15 protein-coding genes are annotated in these 16,922 nt (G+C 56.0%); 3 read left to right on the top strand and 12 right to left on the bottom strand.

Annotated elements, in window-relative coordinates; translation table 11 throughout:
* The first annotated feature begins 328 nt into the window (after positions 1 to 328).
* Positions 329 to 907, top strand: a complete 579-nt coding sequence (locus tag B0E33_RS31180) for an AraC family transcriptional regulator (RefSeq protein WP_167579605.1) — start codon at positions 329 to 331, stop codon at positions 905 to 907.
* A 53-nt stretch (positions 908 to 960) separates the two neighbouring features.
* Here the strand turns inward: B0E33_RS31180 and B0E33_RS27285 are convergent, their stop codons facing one another.
* From B0E33_RS27285 to B0E33_RS27275, 3 genes are all read right to left on the bottom strand, one after another.
* Positions 961 to 1,605 (bottom strand): LysE family translocator, encoded by a 645-nt coding sequence (locus B0E33_RS27285; RefSeq protein ID WP_077292955.1) that lies wholly within the window; start codon positions 1,603 to 1,605, stop codon positions 961 to 963.
* Positions 1,606 to 1,788: 183 nt separating this feature from the next.
* A complete protein-coding gene (gene cls / locus B0E33_RS27280) occupies positions 1,789 to 3,303 on the bottom strand; it encodes a cardiolipin synthase (RefSeq protein ID WP_077292954.1) in 1,515 nt (504 codons plus the stop codon).
* A gap of 24 nt (positions 3,304 to 3,327) precedes the next feature.
* Positions 3,328 to 4,362, bottom strand: a complete 1,035-nt coding sequence (locus B0E33_RS27275) for a cysteine synthase A (RefSeq protein WP_062488848.1) — start codon at positions 4,360 to 4,362, stop codon at positions 3,328 to 3,330.
* A gap of 314 nt (positions 4,363 to 4,676) precedes the next feature.
* Here B0E33_RS27275 and B0E33_RS27270 point away from each other — a divergent pair, with 314 nt between their 5' ends.
* Both B0E33_RS27270 and B0E33_RS27265 read left to right on the top strand, forming a co-directional pair.
* The gene (locus tag B0E33_RS27270; protein WP_077292953.1) at positions 4,677 to 5,333 is read left to right on the top strand and encodes a ChrR family anti-sigma-E factor; all 657 of its coding nucleotides are present in this window, start codon (positions 4,677 to 4,679) and stop codon (positions 5,331 to 5,333) included.
* 58 nt (positions 5,334 to 5,391) lie between these two features.
* Positions 5,392 to 6,198, top strand: coding sequence for an SDR family NAD(P)-dependent oxidoreductase (locus B0E33_RS27265; RefSeq protein WP_077292952.1), 807 nt, complete (start codon positions 5,392 to 5,394; stop codon positions 6,196 to 6,198).
* Positions 6,199 to 6,237: 39 nt separating this feature from the next.
* Here B0E33_RS27265 and B0E33_RS27260 read toward each other — a convergent pair whose 3' ends face one another.
* The 9 genes from B0E33_RS27260 to B0E33_RS27220 all read right to left on the bottom strand — a co-directional run bounded on the left by B0E33_RS27260 (position 6,238) and on the right by B0E33_RS27220 (position 16,860).
* Complete coding sequence (locus B0E33_RS27260) at positions 6,238 to 7,467, bottom strand: SAM-dependent methyltransferase (protein ID WP_022998800.1); 1,230 nt, start codon at positions 7,465 to 7,467, stop codon at positions 6,238 to 6,240.
* A gap of 19 nt (positions 7,468 to 7,486) precedes the next feature.
* On the bottom strand, positions 7,487 to 8,314 hold the full coding sequence (locus B0E33_RS27255) for a DUF1365 domain-containing protein (RefSeq protein WP_208997722.1): 828 nt from the start codon (positions 8,312 to 8,314) through the stop codon (positions 7,487 to 7,489).
* A 20-nt stretch (positions 8,315 to 8,334) separates the two neighbouring features.
* Positions 8,335 to 9,633, bottom strand: a complete 1,299-nt coding sequence (locus tag B0E33_RS27250) for an NAD(P)/FAD-dependent oxidoreductase (protein WP_075283021.1) — start codon at positions 9,631 to 9,633, stop codon at positions 8,335 to 8,337.
* A gap of 294 nt (positions 9,634 to 9,927) precedes the next feature.
* On the bottom strand, positions 9,928 to 10,527 hold the full coding sequence (locus tag B0E33_RS27245) for a hypothetical protein (protein ID WP_208997721.1): 600 nt from the start codon (positions 10,525 to 10,527) through the stop codon (positions 9,928 to 9,930).
* A gap of 911 nt (positions 10,528 to 11,438) precedes the next feature.
* Positions 11,439 to 12,875: a M81 family metallopeptidase gene (locus tag B0E33_RS27240; protein ID WP_077292950.1), complete on the bottom strand. Its 1,437-nt coding sequence runs from the start codon at positions 12,873 to 12,875 to the stop codon at positions 11,439 to 11,441.
* A 20-nt stretch (positions 12,876 to 12,895) separates the two neighbouring features.
* Positions 12,896 to 14,806, bottom strand: coding sequence for a beta-N-acetylhexosaminidase (locus tag B0E33_RS27235; protein ID WP_077292949.1), 1,911 nt, complete (start codon positions 14,804 to 14,806; stop codon positions 12,896 to 12,898).
* Positions 14,807 to 14,809: 3 nt separating this feature from the next.
* Entirely contained in the window at positions 14,810 to 15,610 is an 801-nt protein-coding gene (locus B0E33_RS27230) for an SDR family oxidoreductase (RefSeq protein WP_077292948.1), read from the bottom strand.
* Positions 15,603 to 16,469 (bottom strand): MurR/RpiR family transcriptional regulator, encoded by an 867-nt coding sequence (locus B0E33_RS27225; protein ID WP_055654096.1) that lies wholly within the window; start codon positions 16,467 to 16,469, stop codon positions 15,603 to 15,605. Before B0E33_RS27225 ends, B0E33_RS27230 begins: the two co-directional genes overlap by 8 nt.
* 4 nt (positions 16,470 to 16,473) lie before the next feature.
* Positions 16,474 to 16,860 carry a RidA family protein gene (locus B0E33_RS27220; RefSeq protein ID WP_077292947.1) on the bottom strand — a complete coding sequence of 129 codons (387 nt, stop codon included), beginning with the start codon at positions 16,858 to 16,860 and terminating at the stop codon, positions 16,474 to 16,476.
* Positions 16,861 to 16,922: the final 62 nt, after the last annotated feature.

The raw sequence follows: 16,922 nt of genomic DNA, 5'->3' as shown, positions 1-16,922 counted from the left end.
GAATTCCGTTTTGCATGGCGCTGAGGCGAGGGATCCGCTGTCCCGTATCGGAATGCTCTACGCTTCACGAGGATGCGGAGCGGTTTTCAATCTGGCGCGTGCTCTAGGTCGCCCAGCCGGTTTCGATGTGATCAGTCATCTCCTGACGAGTGCGCCGAGCATGCCTGACCTGGTGAACAGATGGTCGGGTGTCCTGGCACTGCAGGCGTCCTTTCGGTTTCACGAGAACGGTCAAGGAAAGGATTTTATTTCCTCCGTCCAGCGCAATTCACTGGTCCTGTCTCCCTACAAAGTACGTCCCGCGAACCAGAAACCATTCGGACCGGCAATGCTGGCCGGTGTCGTGACCGGAACGCTTGAAAGCGCAGGGATACACATTCAGGACATCTGGGCGGTTAGCCGCGGCAGTGCTTCCCGGCCGATCTATCGGTTTGGCAATTTCGTCGACGGCAACTTGGACTTCGACAGCGATATCCTGATTATTCCTGCAGAAGAAACTTCCGGGTTCAAATCCGAAATCAGAATGATGTCTTCTGCTTCAAGCCTGTCTTTTCATCACCTGCTGAACAGGCCGCAGGGGCCGGGTACGAACCGACTTCTTGCGCGGGTCGTCGGCGTTCTCGAACTTTCAGTGGGGGAGCATCCTGGCTTGTCGTCAACAGCGGCGGGACTCGGTTTATCGCCGAGAAGTCTTTCCCGGCGACTATCGGAGGCGGGTTTGGGCTACGCCAGGCTCGCTCGTTTCGTCCGTTTGCGAAAGGCGACGCGTATGATGGCGTCGGGCGACTGCTGTCTCGATGAGATTGCCTACCAGGCGTCCTATTCGGACCGCCACCATATGAGCCGGGACTTTCGCAAGATGGCCCAAGTTACCCCCGCCGGCCTGAGAGAGCTGCTGGCACGCTAGACTGGTTTTGGACGCTCAGTCACCACGGGTCACCGGCAGCCAAAGGAACCGGTTCAGCTGTTTGCCTTGGCCACCAGAAGCTTTAGGGCGAAGGTGCCCATGATGCCCGCAAAAGCCCAGTCGAAGGCACGCATGAATTTCGGCGAGGACTTCAGGAAACGGGCAAACGCACTGGCTCCCAGAACCATCGCAGCGCAGATGGGCATTCCCAGAACGACGAAGTAAAACCCGAGGAACATCAGTTTTCCTGTCGCGTTCGGATCCGCCGCGCTGACAAACTGAGGCAGGAAGGTCACGAAGAACAAGACGATCTTGGGATTGAGGATGTTGATCCCAAGCGCCTGTAGCCAGACCCGGTGAATAGGTTGCTTCTTCACGGAGGCTGCTTCCAGCGCAAGGCTGGACCCGTTCCTGACGGCTTGAACTGCGAGATAAATCAGATAGGCGGCGCCGACAATCTTCAGAACTGTAAATGCAAGTGCCGATGCTGAAAGAAGGGCGGAAACACCGATCGCAGCAAGCACGGTGTGCAGGACCAGACCACAGGTTGCCCCAAACACAGCAGCAAGCCCGGCGCGTCGGCCTTGTGTCAGCGTCTTGCTCATGAACAGTGTCATGTCTGGTCCTGGCGTAACGGTCAGCACCAGTGCTGCGGCCGTAAAGGCAAGCAGGGTCGCGTAGTCGGGTATGTAAGCCATGGTTTGCAGATGCCGGAGAAGTTGGTCTGATAGAGGTTTAGATCATTCGCCTCGACGGCACCAGTCCGGAAGGGGGCACTCTTCCATCGGTTTCAGAAAACAGATGCTGGATTTTGCCTTCAAGCTGCACGAGGCGCTCTGCATGGCCGCGCAGTCAGGGACTGAATATGTCCCGAACACTGATCAAAGAATAGGAGACAGCAACCGGGCGCCTTGAGCCAGGACACGAAAAACATAACTGCGGGACTGGAACGCGTCCGGCCAGGTCAGGCGGGAGTTCTGGAAATCGGTTTCCAGCATGCTTTCGACATTGTCGATCATGCGCGGATGGGTGAACCAGAGGGTCAGTTCAAAATTGATCTGGAATGATCTGTTGTCGAAGTTGACCGTGCCGATGGAAACGAGTTCGTCGTCCATCAGTGTAACCTTCTGGTGCAGAAAACCGTCGATATAGCGGTAAACCTTCACCCCGCGCTGCACGAGGGTGTCTTCATAGGCGTGGCTTGCGAGCCAGACAGTCCAATGATCACGTTTTTCCGGCATCAGAACGCGTACGTCCACACCGCGCATTGCTGCCGAGCAAAGTGCTGTCTGAATGTCGAGAGACGGCACCAGGTACGGTGTGGTGATCCATAGCCTCTTTCGTGCCCGGGCTGCCGTTTCGACAAATGCCAGTGCGCATTCTTCCAGCTTGTCTGCTGGCCCTGTCGGCATCACCAGAACGGCTTCGTCACCAGGCATCGGTATTTCGCCAACCTGAGGCAGTTCGATACGCTCACCGCTCGCCCAGAGCCAGTCTTCGACAAAGGAGAGTGCGCAAGCAACGGCAGCAGGCCCTTCGACACGGACATGGGTGTCGCGCCAGTGGCCAAACCAGTTGTCCCGGCCGACATACTGGTCCGCAACATTGTGGCCGCCGACAAATGTGACGCGGTAGTCGATCACGACCAGTTTGCGATGATTGCGATAGTTGAGACGCATCGGTCCAAGCAGTCGCAGGAACTTGTGGTTTTCGTTGAAACCGCAAACCTTGACACCGGCGCTCTTCAAGCGGGTCAGATAGTCTTTTGACAGAGAATGGCTGCCGACATCGTCGTAGAGGAAATAAACCGTTATGCCATCCTTGGCACGGGCGATCAGGGCGTCAGCCATGTCACGTCCCAGTTCGTCGTCATGGATTGCGAAGAACTGGAAGAATATGACGTTTCTGGCCTTTGCGATTTCATTCTTGATGGCTGTGAACGTCGCATCACCATCGATGAGAAGGTCTGCCTTGTTACCGGCCATGAAGGGAACCCCGGCAACGCGGGAAAGAACCGGCCAGTCTCTGGTTTCCTCGTGATCGGTCAGGCCAAGTTCGTCTGCACGCCTTGCCCGTTCTGCCCGGCCAAGGGTCGCTTGAATCTTCTCGTAGTCGGAAAACGATCGCCAGCCGAAAACGAAATAGAGCGGCACCGTGAGATAAGGCAGAAAAAACAGGGACAGCAGCCATGCGACAGACCCCTGGGAAGTTCTTGAATTCATCACCTCACGAACGGCGCAGATGCCTGCCGTCACGTACATGATCGCGACAAATGCCGCGACCAGTCCGAGATTGTTTGCCATGACATCCAGAACGCCGGCATCTGTGACGGCATCGCGGATCACCGCTTCGGCCGCGTCACCGCCTTGCGCCAATGCTTGATCCGCTGAACTCATGTAATGCCCCCCGGTGTCAATCGATCAGGCGAAGGGCGGCTGGATCGTGACTTTTCGCTCCAGCCACTCCGGAACCGGCAAATTTTTTGATCTGAGGAAGTCCGGATTGTAGAGTTTGGACTGGTAGCGGGTGCCGTGGTCGCACAGGATCGTGACGATCGTCTTGCCTGGCCCAAGCTCGCGTGCGAGGCGCCGGGCGCCGGCCAGGTTGATAGCGGTCGAGCCACCCAGCAGTAGCCCTTCCTTTTCTGCGAGATCGAACACCAACGGCAAGGCTTCTTCGTCCGGAATTGTGTAGGCGTGATCGATTTTAAGATCGCCGACAATCGCGGTACTGCGGCCAAGGCCGATGCCTTCGGAAACCGATCCACCTTCGGAGGCGACAGCCTTGCCGGTGGTGAACAGCGATTGCATCGCAGCGCCACGCGGGTCGGCGCAGCCGATGACGACACCCGGTTTGTTCTCCTGAAGATAGGTTGAAACGCCAGCCAGCGTGCCGCCGGAACCGACCGCACAGATGAAACCGTCAACACGGCCACCCGTTTGGGCCATGATTTCAGGACCTGTGGTTACGAAATGAGCCTTGCGGTTGTCGAGGTTGTTCCACTGATCGGCAAAGATAACGCCATTAGGTTCAGTCCGTGCCATCTCTTCTGCAAGACGGCGGGCGACGTGCTGGTAATTGTTGGGGTCGGAAAAAGGCTTGGCCGGAACTTCGACAAGTTCAGCACCACACAGGCGCAACATGTCCTTCTTTTCCTGGCTTTGCGTTTCCGGGATAACGATCACGGTCCGGTAACCGCGCGCACTGGCTACCAGCGCCAGTCCGATACCGGTGTTTCCGGCTGTGCCTTCGACAATCACACCACCGGGCTTGAGATCACCGCGGGCTTCGGCTTCAAGAATCATCTGCCGGGCAGGGCGGTCCTTGACGGATTGACCGGGGTTCATGAACTCGGCCTTGCCGAGAATTTCGCAACCCGTTTCCTCGGACAGAGCTTTCAGACGGATGAGGGGCGTGTTACCGATCGCATCGACAACAGAAGCGGACACAGACATTTATTCTTTCCCGGCTGATCTGGTCCGGTGGCGCTGACCGGCCAGATGAAATCTGATAAGCCCCGGACGCTAAAGGTCTGAAGGGCCTTGATCAAGGTCGCAATGTAAGGCTTCAAATGGGGAATGCCAGCACCTGAGGCCAATCAGGTTCCTTTTTCCCTCTGGTGTCAAAAACACGCCATCAGTTGTTCCGTGAAATCAGCTCACTGAAATTCTATTTCTAACAATTCTGGTGTAATTGTTGATCCGATTTTTGTTGCCTGTCGTATCGCCGGTAAGGCAACTTGGGATTCTATAGCCAAATGAGAGCGGTAATGGAAAAAAACGTGACCGGAATGGACGAGTTACTGGCCGGATATGCGGCCGGGACCTTGACCTATCCGGCGCAGGCATTGGTCGGTGCTCATCTCGAAATGAGCGACTGCAACAGGTCATATGTAAACTCACTTGAAACTCTTGCCGGCTTTGAACTGGAAGACGCCGAACCGGTCTCCATTTCCAATCGGGACGAATTTCTCGGATCGATATTCAGTGGCGACGTTGATGACCTGAACGATAACGCGCCTGCCGCCGAACTGTCTGAGAAAGGCGGACCGGCCGTTCCCGAATCGCTGCAGTCGATTATCGGTTCCTCGATGGATCAGCTCCCCTGGAAAACGCTCCTTCCTGGCGTCAAGGAATGCAAGTTCGGTGAAATTGACGGCTGCGCAAGCAGTCTTCTTTGGGTGCGGGCAGGTCGAGCGATGCCGTCCCATACGCACCACGGCACTGAGCTTACGCTCGTATTGACGGGCGGGTTCAAGGACGAAGACGGCCACTATGTGGCTGGTGATGTTGCCTTTGCCGATGGCGATGTGGACCACAAACCTATAGCTGACGAGGGCGAAGACTGCATTTGCTTTGCGGTGACAGCAGGACGCCTGCAGTTGACCGGCCCTGTTGGCCGCTGGTTCGCACCCTTTATCCGCTAAAATTCAATCCGACACCCGGTCTGTTTGCGTAAAGAGGCAAACGAACCGGGAGAATGAATTGCCCAAGACAAATTATATTGCCCAAGCTGATCACGGTTGCGCCTGGATCACGGGAGCAAGTTCCGGTATCGGTCGGGAGCTTGCACTTGACCTCGCCCGTTCGGGCTGGAAGGTCATTGTAACTGCCCGCTCTGAGCAGGAGTTGGCGGAGCTGGAGAACCAGTCCAAGACGCTTGCCGGTTCAATTCATGCGCTGCCAGGGGATGTCACGAAGACGGACCTCATGTCCGACCACGTGAAAAAGATTCAGCAGGACTTCGGCGGTTTGAGCCTGCTCGTGGCAAATGCGGGCATTTATCTGCCGCAGGATGGCCTCGATGCCGAAGCAGACGCATTTCGCAAAAGCTTTGATGTGAACCTCATGGGGACGGTCAATGTGCTTCTGCCGGCAATCACAGCCATGAAGGCGGCGGGCAGGGGGCAGATCGCAGTGGTGTCGTCTGTGGCAGGTTATGGCGGTTTGCCGACGTCAGCTGCATACGGTGCCACCAAGGCGGGGCTGATCAACCTTGTTGAATCCTTGAAATTCGATCTGGACCTTGCCGGGATCCGAATTCAGATCATCAGTCCCGGTTTTGTCGATACGCCGGCAACAAAGTCCAATCCGTTTCCAATGCCTTATCTGATGTCTCCGGAAGAGGCTGTCGAGGAAATCAGGAAAGGCCTGTCCCATCCAGCCCGTTTCGAGATTGCATTTCCGCGTAAATTTGTTCGGCAACTGAAGCTCTTGCGCTGGTTGCCGTACAGTGCCTATTTCGCGCTGGTCGCCCGGTCCACGGGTTGGAACAAGAAAAAGGCCGGGTGACCCGGCCTTTGAAATGTGTCTTCAAGGTCAGTGCCTTGCTCAGGCAGATTTGACGTAGACCATCTGGCGAACATCGATATTGCCGGACCGGAAGCCTGCCTCGCAATAATGCAGGTAAAACTCCCAGAGGCGCTTGAAGCGCTCGTCAAAACCCAGCGGACTGATCCTTGGCCAGGCCTGTCGGAAGCTCTGCCGCCATTCTGCAAGCGTTCTCGCATAGTCCTGGCCGAAGATCTTCTGATCCATAAGGTCTAGGCCCAGGGACTTGCCGATTTCCGCCAGACGACCGGGCGGAGGCAGCATTCCACCTGGAAAGATATAACGCTGGATGAAGTCTGTGCCTCTGCGATAGTCCTCGAACATCTTGTCCTGGATCGTGATGATCTGCAGGCCCGCCTTGCCACCCGGCTTGAGGCACTTCGACAATTGCCGGAAGTAGGTCGGCCAGTATTTTTCACCGACGGCCTCGAACATCTCGATGGAGGCTATCCTGTCGAACACGCCATTTTCGTCGCGATAGTCTTGGAAGACCACTTCAACCTTGTCGTTGAGGCCGGCCTTGTAGATCCGCTCGCGCGCGTAATCGAATTGTTCCTGCGAGATGGTCAATGCTCGCACGTTGGCACCAACCGATTTTGCGACATATTCCGCAAAACCGCCCCAGCCACACCCGATTTCCAGAACCTTGTGATCGGGAGTAATGCCCGTCTGCCGTACCAGAGAAGCGTATTTCTCGGTTTGGGCCTGTTCCAGATTGTTGGTTTCGTTGCTGTAGATCGCCGAGGAATAGGTCATCGAAGGATCGAGCCATTCCCGGTAAAATGCATTTCCGAGGTCATAGTGCGCCGAGATGTTACGCTTCGACCCGCGTTTGGTGTTGGAGTTCAGCCAGTGGCGTACCGACATCAAAAAACGTGTAAACGGCTTCCCCTGGAGAGCTTCCAGCGTCGATTCCTGGTTTATGCAGAAAACTTCCAGAAATGTGGTCACGTCGGGCGACGACCAGTACCCCGCCATGAAGGCTTCTCCGACACCAACGTCGCCTGCTTGGACGACCATCCGGAAAAACGCCCAGTTATGGATCTTGAGAACACCGTGTGGGCCATCTTCCTGCCCTTTGATATGGAACCTTCGACCGTCTGGAAATTGAACTTCAAGAGACCCGTAGCGGATTTTGAGGGCAAGGCCGGCCGCCATTTTGGCGAGGCGTGGAGTACCCTTCAACTCCGCGCGGAAGTTTTCCTTGGTCAGAACAATCGGCTCACTCATAGCAGAACCTCTTGAAACGTCAGTTGTTTGAAACTGGCAAGACAGAACCTGTCTGCCCAGGCAACCCGTCATTCCCTGCATCTTCTGCGGGTCGAGCGTGAAATGGTACACGCTTGCGCCAGATTTTAAAGGCTTCCCAATGGATGGCGCCGATGACCTTGAACGTCAGCAGCGGCACCTGAAGGCAGGCCTGCAGAATCGAGCCGTTGGACAGGGGGCGTTGTGTGCCGGAAAATGTCGCCGACAAAAGCGGGCCTTCGCAATCCTTTTCCAGAATGCGAACGCGGACGGTTTTTCCCGGCGGCATCATGCGGAAGAAATAGTGTTGTTCCATGCTGACGAAGGGCGACACGTAGAATAGCTTCTTCTGATCCTGGCGTATGCCTGCATCACTGCACTGGCCGGCTCTTACAGGTGCGACGTAGGTGTGGATGCCGCCAAATGTGTTGCGCACCTCGTAAACGAGCGCAATCAGTTGGTTCGACCGGTCATAGGCATAATAAACGCTGAGAGGGTTGAAGCCGTACCCCAGCATCCGCGGATATGCGAGCAGCAGGACCCGAGCAGGTGCCTCTAGTCCTTCCTTGGCGAGCAATCGGTCGACATGGAGCCGCAAGTCAGACCCGTCCCTTGGGCCGTGGTCCTTCTGATGAAACGACAGCAAATTGAACCGGTTGACGGAGAAGAACAGGCTGGACTGCGCAGCTTCTTCAAGCCGATCCAGATCGAGCAGCACGGAAAAGACCTTATAGGAAAACCTGTGCTCACGGGGTTTCATGCGGTGATGCATGACCGAGCCCATGAACAGGGATGCCGCCAGATCAGGGGGCGGTCCATTGTCATGCATACAATTGCTCGGCCTTGCCTTCATTCGGCAGCCTCCAGATAGGTATCGCCAGCCACGTCTTTTTCCCATGGCAGCCGGGCACCGAGCGAACGGGCAACATCAAGTCCGGACGAAAGTCCGTCTTCGTGGAAGCCGTGACCGCGCCACGCACCACAATACCATGTGTTGTTCACGCCTTGAATTTCCCCAAGCCGGTTCTTGGCCTGCTGAGCCATGGCATCAAACTGGGGATGATCATAAACATACTTTGCGAAGGTCTTGTCTTCCTGAGGTGGTGCATAGGGGTTCAATGTAACGAAGACCGGTTTGGAGTGATCGAAGTTCTGCAACCGGTTCATCCAGTAGCTGACGGTTACGTCCCGTGTTTCGCCGGCTTCGCGATCGGACATGTAATTCCAGGAAGCCCAGACGTTTTTGCGTTTCGGCATCAGGGCCTCGTCGCGGTGGAGGTAAACCTCGTTTGGACGATACCGGATGGATCCAAGAATATCGCGCTCCTGTGGGGATGGATCACCCAACATGGCAAGGGTCTGGTCCGTGTGGCTGGCAAGGATCACATGATCGAAGACGTCCTGGTGGCCGGATGCGTCGCGCACGATGACCTGACCGTTTTGCCGAAGAACTTCTGTGACCGGCTTGCCAAGCCTGATCTTTCCCTGAAGCGGCGCCAGCAGCTTTTCCACGTAGTTGCGGCTGCCACCGGAAATGGTACGCCACAGCGGCCGATCGAATGAAAGCAGGCGATGATTTTCGAAGAAAGCCACGAAGCTTTCCGCAGGATAGTCCCGCATTTCGTTGATCGGCGTCGACCAGATGGCAGCGCCCATCGCCAGCAGATAGTCGTTTATGAAACCGGAAGAGTAGTGTTCACGCTCCAGGTAGCCACCGAGCGTTTGTCCGCTGAGGCGTCCGGCCTTCAGATCTTCAACGGCTTTGCCATTGAAGCGGAAGATATCCCGCAACATGCGCAGGAACCGCGGTGAGACCAGATTACGCCGTTGTGCGAAGACCGCGTTCAGAGAATGGCCTGACCATTCAAGCTTGCCGTTGTCCGCCGACAAGGCAAAACTCATGTCACTTATCTCGTTGGCGACCCCCAGATGGTCAAGCAGCGCAGTAAAATTCGGGTAATTGAGCTCGTTGTAGACGATGAAACCGGTGTCCACCGAAATCCGGGCGCCATCATAGTCGATATCCGCCGTGGCGCTGTGACCACCTGGCCGTTCGCGCCGCTCGTAGAGAACAACGTCATGAAGATCATTAAGGGCCCAGGCTGCACTGTTTCCGGAAATTCCGGAGCCGATTACGGCAATCCGCATATCATATCCTTCGGGGCGTCGGTGTTACCGCGGGAAACCTGGTCGGACGCCAAGTTTTCCAGTTGATGTGCAGCGGTTACGCCTCGCCTTGGAGGGCGGATCACATAGGGCGATGAATTTTATGGATTATTTTTGACGCAAACCCATTGGCGCGACTTCAGCCAGCGCCATCCGAGGTTTTGCGACCTCGGAAGAGCGGAAAGTCTCACACGCGCGTCGCCGCTGCCCGGCAAAAAAGCCGGGCAAGCGAATGGCGTGTCGCAAGTCTGCAAGGCAATTGCGCCAAAACAAGCCTCAGGCCTGGATCGTGTCGACAATCCAGTTCCATGCGATTTCGACGCGTGTGCGTGCGGCATCGAAGAAGGCAACGACCTTCTGCCATACCAATTCGCCAAAATCTGCGACCTGCAGCATGGTGCCGCGTTTCTGCGAGGGTTGCTGGCCGGTTTCGATAAGTTCAATTGTGGTCGCATCAACACCTTCATTGACCACACGACGCGTGACCGTAAGGGTGCCTTCATTGACCAGTCTTGATTCATCCTTGCCGGCGACAACCGTATCCTGATCCATGGCGCGAACGACAACGGCCCGGCCATCTGGAAGCAGATGGGTTTCGTTGGTGTTCACTTCACTGTCATAGATAACTTCGCCGAAGGAATCGATCAGTTCTACCCAGATCGCTTTCCGGCCTTCAAGCTCGATTTCGCCCACCCATATCGTGAGCTCACTTTCCAGCGGATCGGCCTGATCCTGTGACGCTGACGCGACTGTGACCGCCAAACGATCCTCAGGCAACGTTATCGTTTCCTGAGGCAGTGGGGCCGCAGCAGCGCTTCCCGCCAAGGCAAGGATGAGGCCAAGCGCAAGAGTTCCTGCTCTGGTATTCCGTTGCATGTACGCCTCCCAAGGCTAATACAACTTAATTTACCGCGCGTGGGGTCTGTAAACGGAGGTCCATTGTAGGACTTTTCAGGTCTTCCGCGCTTTTGCGCCCCGTTCGTGCGGTCACGATTTTGCCATTATCGCACCACAATCTCCCGAATGCGTGTAACAAAGATCACAAATCCGGGCTTTTTCAGTTATATTTCGGTAATAAATGTGGGTTGAACTACGAAGTTCAAGGCCAATCACCAGTTCGTGAACGCAAAGCCATCGTCATAACTAACAATGAACGTAGAGTAAGTTTGTTGACTGTGGTAATTTTGTCGATGTTTTTCGATGATTTTGATCGGTTTCCGCTATCGCCTGTGCACTTGCCTTAAACTCGAGGTCAGAAAGCCGGTTTGCTCAACGCGGCTAGAAGTAACTACCTGACAGAAGTTCCAATTAAAAAGCTCCACCGGCAGAGGTCCGGCGGAGCTTTATGGGATCGGCACAGTTGATGGGGTACGTGCAAATCTCCCTACAGATCAAATCCTTGCAGCGATCAGGCCGTTTTAGTTTGCCGTTGGATCTGCAGATCGGCGCAGGTCCTGAAGGCTGGGTTTCGATCGTCTCATAAATTGATACTGACCGACCATTCACATTCAACCTTGGTAAAAATAACAATTAGTGTGTTTGAAGGGGCGCTGCTGAGCTCAAGATCCCATGTAAGACTATGATTGATTTGAGAAATGCAAATGCAGGCGGATGACCGATTTTAAATTCGGTACTGAAAATAATAGAAATAAAACTTTGCGAGTGCTTGTATTTGCAAGCATAATGCCAATTATCCGTGCATTCAGGACGCGCTTGGTAAGCAATGCACCCCTTTTAGTCGGCTGGATTCGTCAGTTACTCATGCCGCTCGAAAGAGCGCGCAATACTCAAGAGGGCGCCCTGCGAGATAGACTTGTAACCGGTTTCCAATCGAAGACCCGCTGAAAAGGGTAGCTCGGCACAGGGCGGTGTTGGTTTGTGAGCGCCTCAATGTCCTGGTTAACCGCACCATCTGTGAGGGCCATGCGGGCGGGATTGGCGATTGGGGCCAGCTCTGGCGAAAGGTATCCGGATTTCACGATCAAGAACCTTGCAGTGGATGGTTCAATGGCAAAGCGCCGAAAATCCTCCAATTGATGGAAGGGGCGTCTGTGTTCCGTCAGGATCACCAAATTACCTGCGATCCTGGTCAACACTTCCCGATTATGATCCTGTTCTCTGCCTAGTTTAGACAGCAAGACAGCTTCCGTGCTAACGACCTTGCAATCGCTGCCCAATGCACCACCAATTGTGAGGCGGGACGAAGAGCCCTCCGGCAATGCCCAGAGTTTATCGACCGAAACCGGATCAGCGATCCCTGCAAATACACCTCCAGTCAAGCCTCGCTCCAACCAGGCCGCCAGGACATCGGATCTGTCACCAACACCACCACCTGTCGGATTGTCGCCACTGTCGGCAAGGATGAGGGGAGACGAGCTTTCTGTTGCAGCATCGCCCAGGCACAGTTCGAGCGGCTTCGTGGGGACACCAAACTCGAAGTCTTGCCTTGCGGACCAGTACTGCGCAGCAATTTCGGAAGCCGCCTGTTGAATGGCATCCAGGTCTGTTCCCGTCACCACGGCAGCTGCGGTGGCTCTTGCCGTATCAGCCCAGACATACCCCACCATAAGATTGGCATCGGTCACCCCGGATCTCTGATCGAATACCGGCAACCTTGCATAAAGCGATTTTGTCGGTTCATCTTCCGTGCTGGTTCGTTCCCCGGGCAGGAGAACCGGTACAGGAGCCCAGGCCACGTACCTCTTGGGACCGCCACCCAGTTGATCGACAAGATTTGCCGCGGCACGTCGGTGGGTTTCGGTCACATCGATATGAGGGGCAGTGCGATAAGCACAGAAGATGTCGATCTGATCGACAATGGTTTGCGTGACATTGCCGTGCAGATCGTAACTGACAGCGATTGGCACTTGCGGCCCGACAAGTTGGCGAACGGCAGAGATCCAGTCCCCTTCCGCATCGCTCAGACCGATCACATGCATGGCGCCATGCATAATCAAGAGAACACCGTCACATGGCTTCTCGGCTTCAAGTTCGGCAAGAAAGGCAGACTTGAAGCTCGCATAGCAATCCGCAGACACCGGTCCGCCCGGAATGGATCTGGCGTGAAACAATGGACAAAAGGTGACGTCAGGAAATCTGCCGCCGTCGACGCCTGCCTGTACCAGCAAGTCCTTGCCACGGGTGACCGTGAAGTCTGATGCGGTTTGCTGGACCGGTGAATAGGTGCTGCATTCGGTATGAATGCCGCCAACTGCAATTTTCATCTTCCTGCCTCGTCACGCATTCAAAGCTGGGGGAAGAAAGGGGCCTGTGCTGCAAATCGCAGCCAGGCCTTGCTGGCGGGATCGGTCCAGCCGGCTTCAGCGACCGCATAAAGCCGAGGAAAGACCATATGATTGAAGATGACGTTGTCGGTCATGTGCTCGCACCAGATGCAGGCCTGCACCCCTTTGAGGCGCTCTTCACTGCCGGTGCTGAGACCGGCAGCTGCTTCGTAGCCGTAACAGTCTTCCGGTGTCGAAACGCCGGCCCAACCCGCACCCGGCTCATGCCAGCCAGATGCCTGGACCATATCCATGTAATAGTGCTGTCCCGGGGTGCAGATGACGTCGTAGCCCTGATCGATCAGGTCCTTGGTGACTTCCTGTCTTTGCCAGGCCATCAGAAGCACGCCATCCGGGTCGATGCCACCACCGTGTGAGACTTCGTCCCAGCCGGCAAGTTTCCGGTTGAGTTTTCTCAGGATGTCGCGCACGCGGCCCATGAAATAGGCTTGCACTTCCATTGTATCCGCAAGACCCTTTTCCTCCATGAGGCGTTGGGTCTTCGGCGAGGCAAGCCATGAATTGACGTCGACTTCGTCGCCGCCGATATGGATGAAGTCGAATGGAAACAGGCTTGCAACTTCCGCAAAGACCTTTTCCAGAAACTCGTAGGTTTCATCCATCGCCGGGTTAAGCGCGTTGTTCGGATAGCCCTGAATGGAATGGTAGCTCTCCGGGGTCTCCGCCTGATCGGTGAAGCGCGGGTAGGTCTTCAAAACGGCGGTTGAATGCCCCGGAACATCGATTTCCGGCAGGATATCTATGTTCAGGCTGGTGGCATGGGCCACAATCTCGCGAACCTCGTCCTGCGAATAGGCTCCTTCGTAGACTTCAGCGGCAAAGCCAAGCTGGGGCACCTGCTGGCACCCAGGGCCACGCCGCGCGCCGCCCACGGTCAGTTCGGGATAGGCCTTGATTTCAAGTCGCCAGCCTTCATCGTCTGTCAGATGCCATTGGAAGACGTTCATCCGACCCCAGGCGAGAACGTCGAGCAGGCGCATGATGTCTTTGGGGCCACGGAAATGTCGTGACACATCCAGATGCGTTCCACGCCAGGAAAATCTTGGCGCGTCTTCAATCACGCCCTGTGCAGGATACTTGAATGTACCGGGTGCCTCATAGGTGCCGTAGGCCATCTGGGCGAGTACAGTCAGGCCATAGTCACGGCCGACGGGGCCGCTGTAGCGCAAGGCTGCTTTCGCCTGGTCAAATTCGAGCCGGTAACCGTCAGCTGCAAGGCTATCGTCCTGCTGGAACTCAATCGCGATTTGATGATGCGATTGAGTAAACCGGAATGGATGTGGCGCTCCTGGAAAAAGCCTTGCTGCGAGCGCGTTGATCTTGGCCGCCGCCGCCTTTTCCTCTGCAGAGCCCTGGGCAACTAGGAAGCTTGTCTTGTCGTCCGCAAAGGCCGTTACTTCCACTTTCTGGGGCCAGGGAACGATATGCAGCGGTTCAGAAAGGTGTCCAGCCGGTATGCTGCGGCGTTCTCCGCTGTCCAGCTCTTCCGGCGCTTCAAGATCATTGCACAGCACCTCGATGACGCTGCCACCGGTGCTGACATAGGCGGACTTAGGACCATCAAGCCGGTGTCTTGCCACGTTCGCCAGGCCGGTGATGGCAAAGGTCCAGGTTTCGCCTGGTTCGATCGTTTCGCCAGTGTTTGGCGTGATTTCGTGAAAATTCGCAATCCGGCTGAAACTCGCTGCGTTTTCAAGCTTGGCATTTGCCGTGGCCCGGTTGACCGCCGTGTAGGCCAGCGTGAAATCCTTCAGGGGCCTGGAGCTTGTATTGGTCAGTGCAAACTCCTGACGAGACGCAGCAAGATCCTCCGCAGGGCGGTAGAAACAATCGAGCACAAACTTGGTCATGACTTAAAATCCGTCGAAGTCGGGAGATTGAGTGAAGGTTCGGGCAAGGGCAGGTGACCCGGCAGTGAGCCCACTGTCGACAGGCAGGCAAACACCCGTGATGCAACGCGCCGCCGGACTGATCAGGAATGAGACGGCCGAGGCAATGTCGTTCGGTTCAGGCAGGGATTTGAACGGATACCAGGAAAGGGCCTCGTCAAAGACGTCCGGATTGGCAGCCTGCCGTATTTTCCAGGCCTGGGTCTTAACAGTACCAGGCGCGATGGCATTCGATCTAATGCCATACTTCCCATATTCGACTGCGATGGACCTTGTTGCATGGATCAGGCCGGCCTTTGCAGCGCTGTAGGCTGGGTGACCGAAGACAGACAGTCCGTTGACAGAGGCAATATTGACCACGTTGCCGGCACCGCTTGAAATCAAGGCTTGTTCAAAGGCCTTGAAGCAGTTGAGCGCGGCTTCCAGATTGAGGGCGAGATCCCTGGACAGCGTTTCGGCAGTCATCTGATGCAACGTAAGTGCCGCAGCGGCGCCCGCGTTGTTGATGATTGTATTGACCTGCCCCAGTCTGGCAGCTTCCTTGGCAAGCCGGGCTAGGTCGTCAGCCTTGGTCAGGTCGCATTGGATCGCAGCAATATCAGCACCGTGGTTTTCAAGACTTTCCACCGCGCCTTCGAGGGCAATCATGTCGATGTCGACAGCGGCGATGATGTGGGTTGCTAACAGCTGGGCAGCAATGGCCATGCCGATGTCGCCGGCTGCGCCCGTTACCACCGCAACGGGTTTCGGAGTTTGATCAGTCACCGAGGGCTTCCTTGTCGTCCGGATCGCGCGTGTTGCTGAGCTGGTATTTGACGCGTCTGAGGTTTTCTCGAGCCTCGTCGCCTCGCCGCATGGCGACAAGCGTTGCCAAGAGATCTGTCACAAACAGAAAGGCGTAGCGGCTGGTACTTGGCCGCAGGATGTTGTCACCTTCGGGCAGATCGATGGCAATCGTGATATCCGCCAGATCGGCGACGGGCCGACCCGGGCGGGTGAGGGCGATTACGATTGCCCCGTAGGTCTTCGCTGCCTCCAGCGCACGTGCCATCTGCAGGTTCCGGCCAGAGACAGACGACGCAATGATGACATCGCCGGTCCTCATGGTGGCTGCCTGCATCAGCTGCATGGCATGATCCGTCACGCTCACCGTACGCAGACCCAGGCGGAAAAACCGGTTCTGCATTTCGTCCGAAATCATCGAGGAGGTCCCGCCCGCGCCGAACGCTGCCAGCAGGTTGGCGGTCGAGATCGCATCTGCAGCCGCAAGCACCGACTCCATGTCCAGCGCTTTGCGCGTACTGGTCGCTGCATCCTGAAACTGGGCCAGAAGACTGTCGGCAATATCGCGTGGCGCGTCAGAAGCCGCATTAGCGGTCAGGTACCTGGTGCCGGCGAAGGTGACCTGGGCAACCTGCACCTTGAAGGCGGTGTAACTTTCGCAGCCAAGCCGACGGCAAAAACGGGTAACGGTCGGCGGCGAAACACCTGCACGTTCGGCAACATCGGTAATGCCGGCATTGACGATGAACTCGGCATCGTTGCGCAACAATGCAGCCAGGATCCGTTCCGACTTGGACAGCTCCGGCTCGATCTGTTGCAGAACGGACAGGATATCCCGCATGGGGTCAGGCCGGCTTCTTGTAAGCGACGCAATCAATCTCGACCTTGCAGTCCACCATCATGGTTGACTGGACACAGGCGCGTGCCGGTGGGTGTTCACCGAAATAGCTTTTATAGACGCCGTTAAACGACCAGAAATCGCGCGGATCATCGAGCCAGACACCGACGCGGACAACATGTTCAAGGCCGTACCCGGCCTCTTCCAGGATCGCGACAACATTCTTGATGGTCAGGTGAGTCTGTTCGACAATCCCCGTGCCGACAATCTCACCATCCTTCATCGGTACCTGGCCGGAGACATAAAGCCAGCCGTCAGCTTCAACGGCTCGAGCGAAGGGCAGATTCTGGCCGCCGGCACCTGATTTTTCAGCACCATAGCGTTTGATAGACATATTTGGCTCCAAAATGAAAATGATTTACATAGTGGTTTGACATTGGTTTTATTTCACCCTTA

This window comes from Roseibium algicola (genome assembly GCF_001999245.1).
In the GTDB taxonomy this organism is placed as follows: Bacteria; Pseudomonadota; Alphaproteobacteria; order Rhizobiales; family Stappiaceae; genus Roseibium; species Roseibium algicola.
Note: the sequence above shows the minus strand (reverse complement) of the source record. Positions and strands in the feature narration are given on the sequence as shown.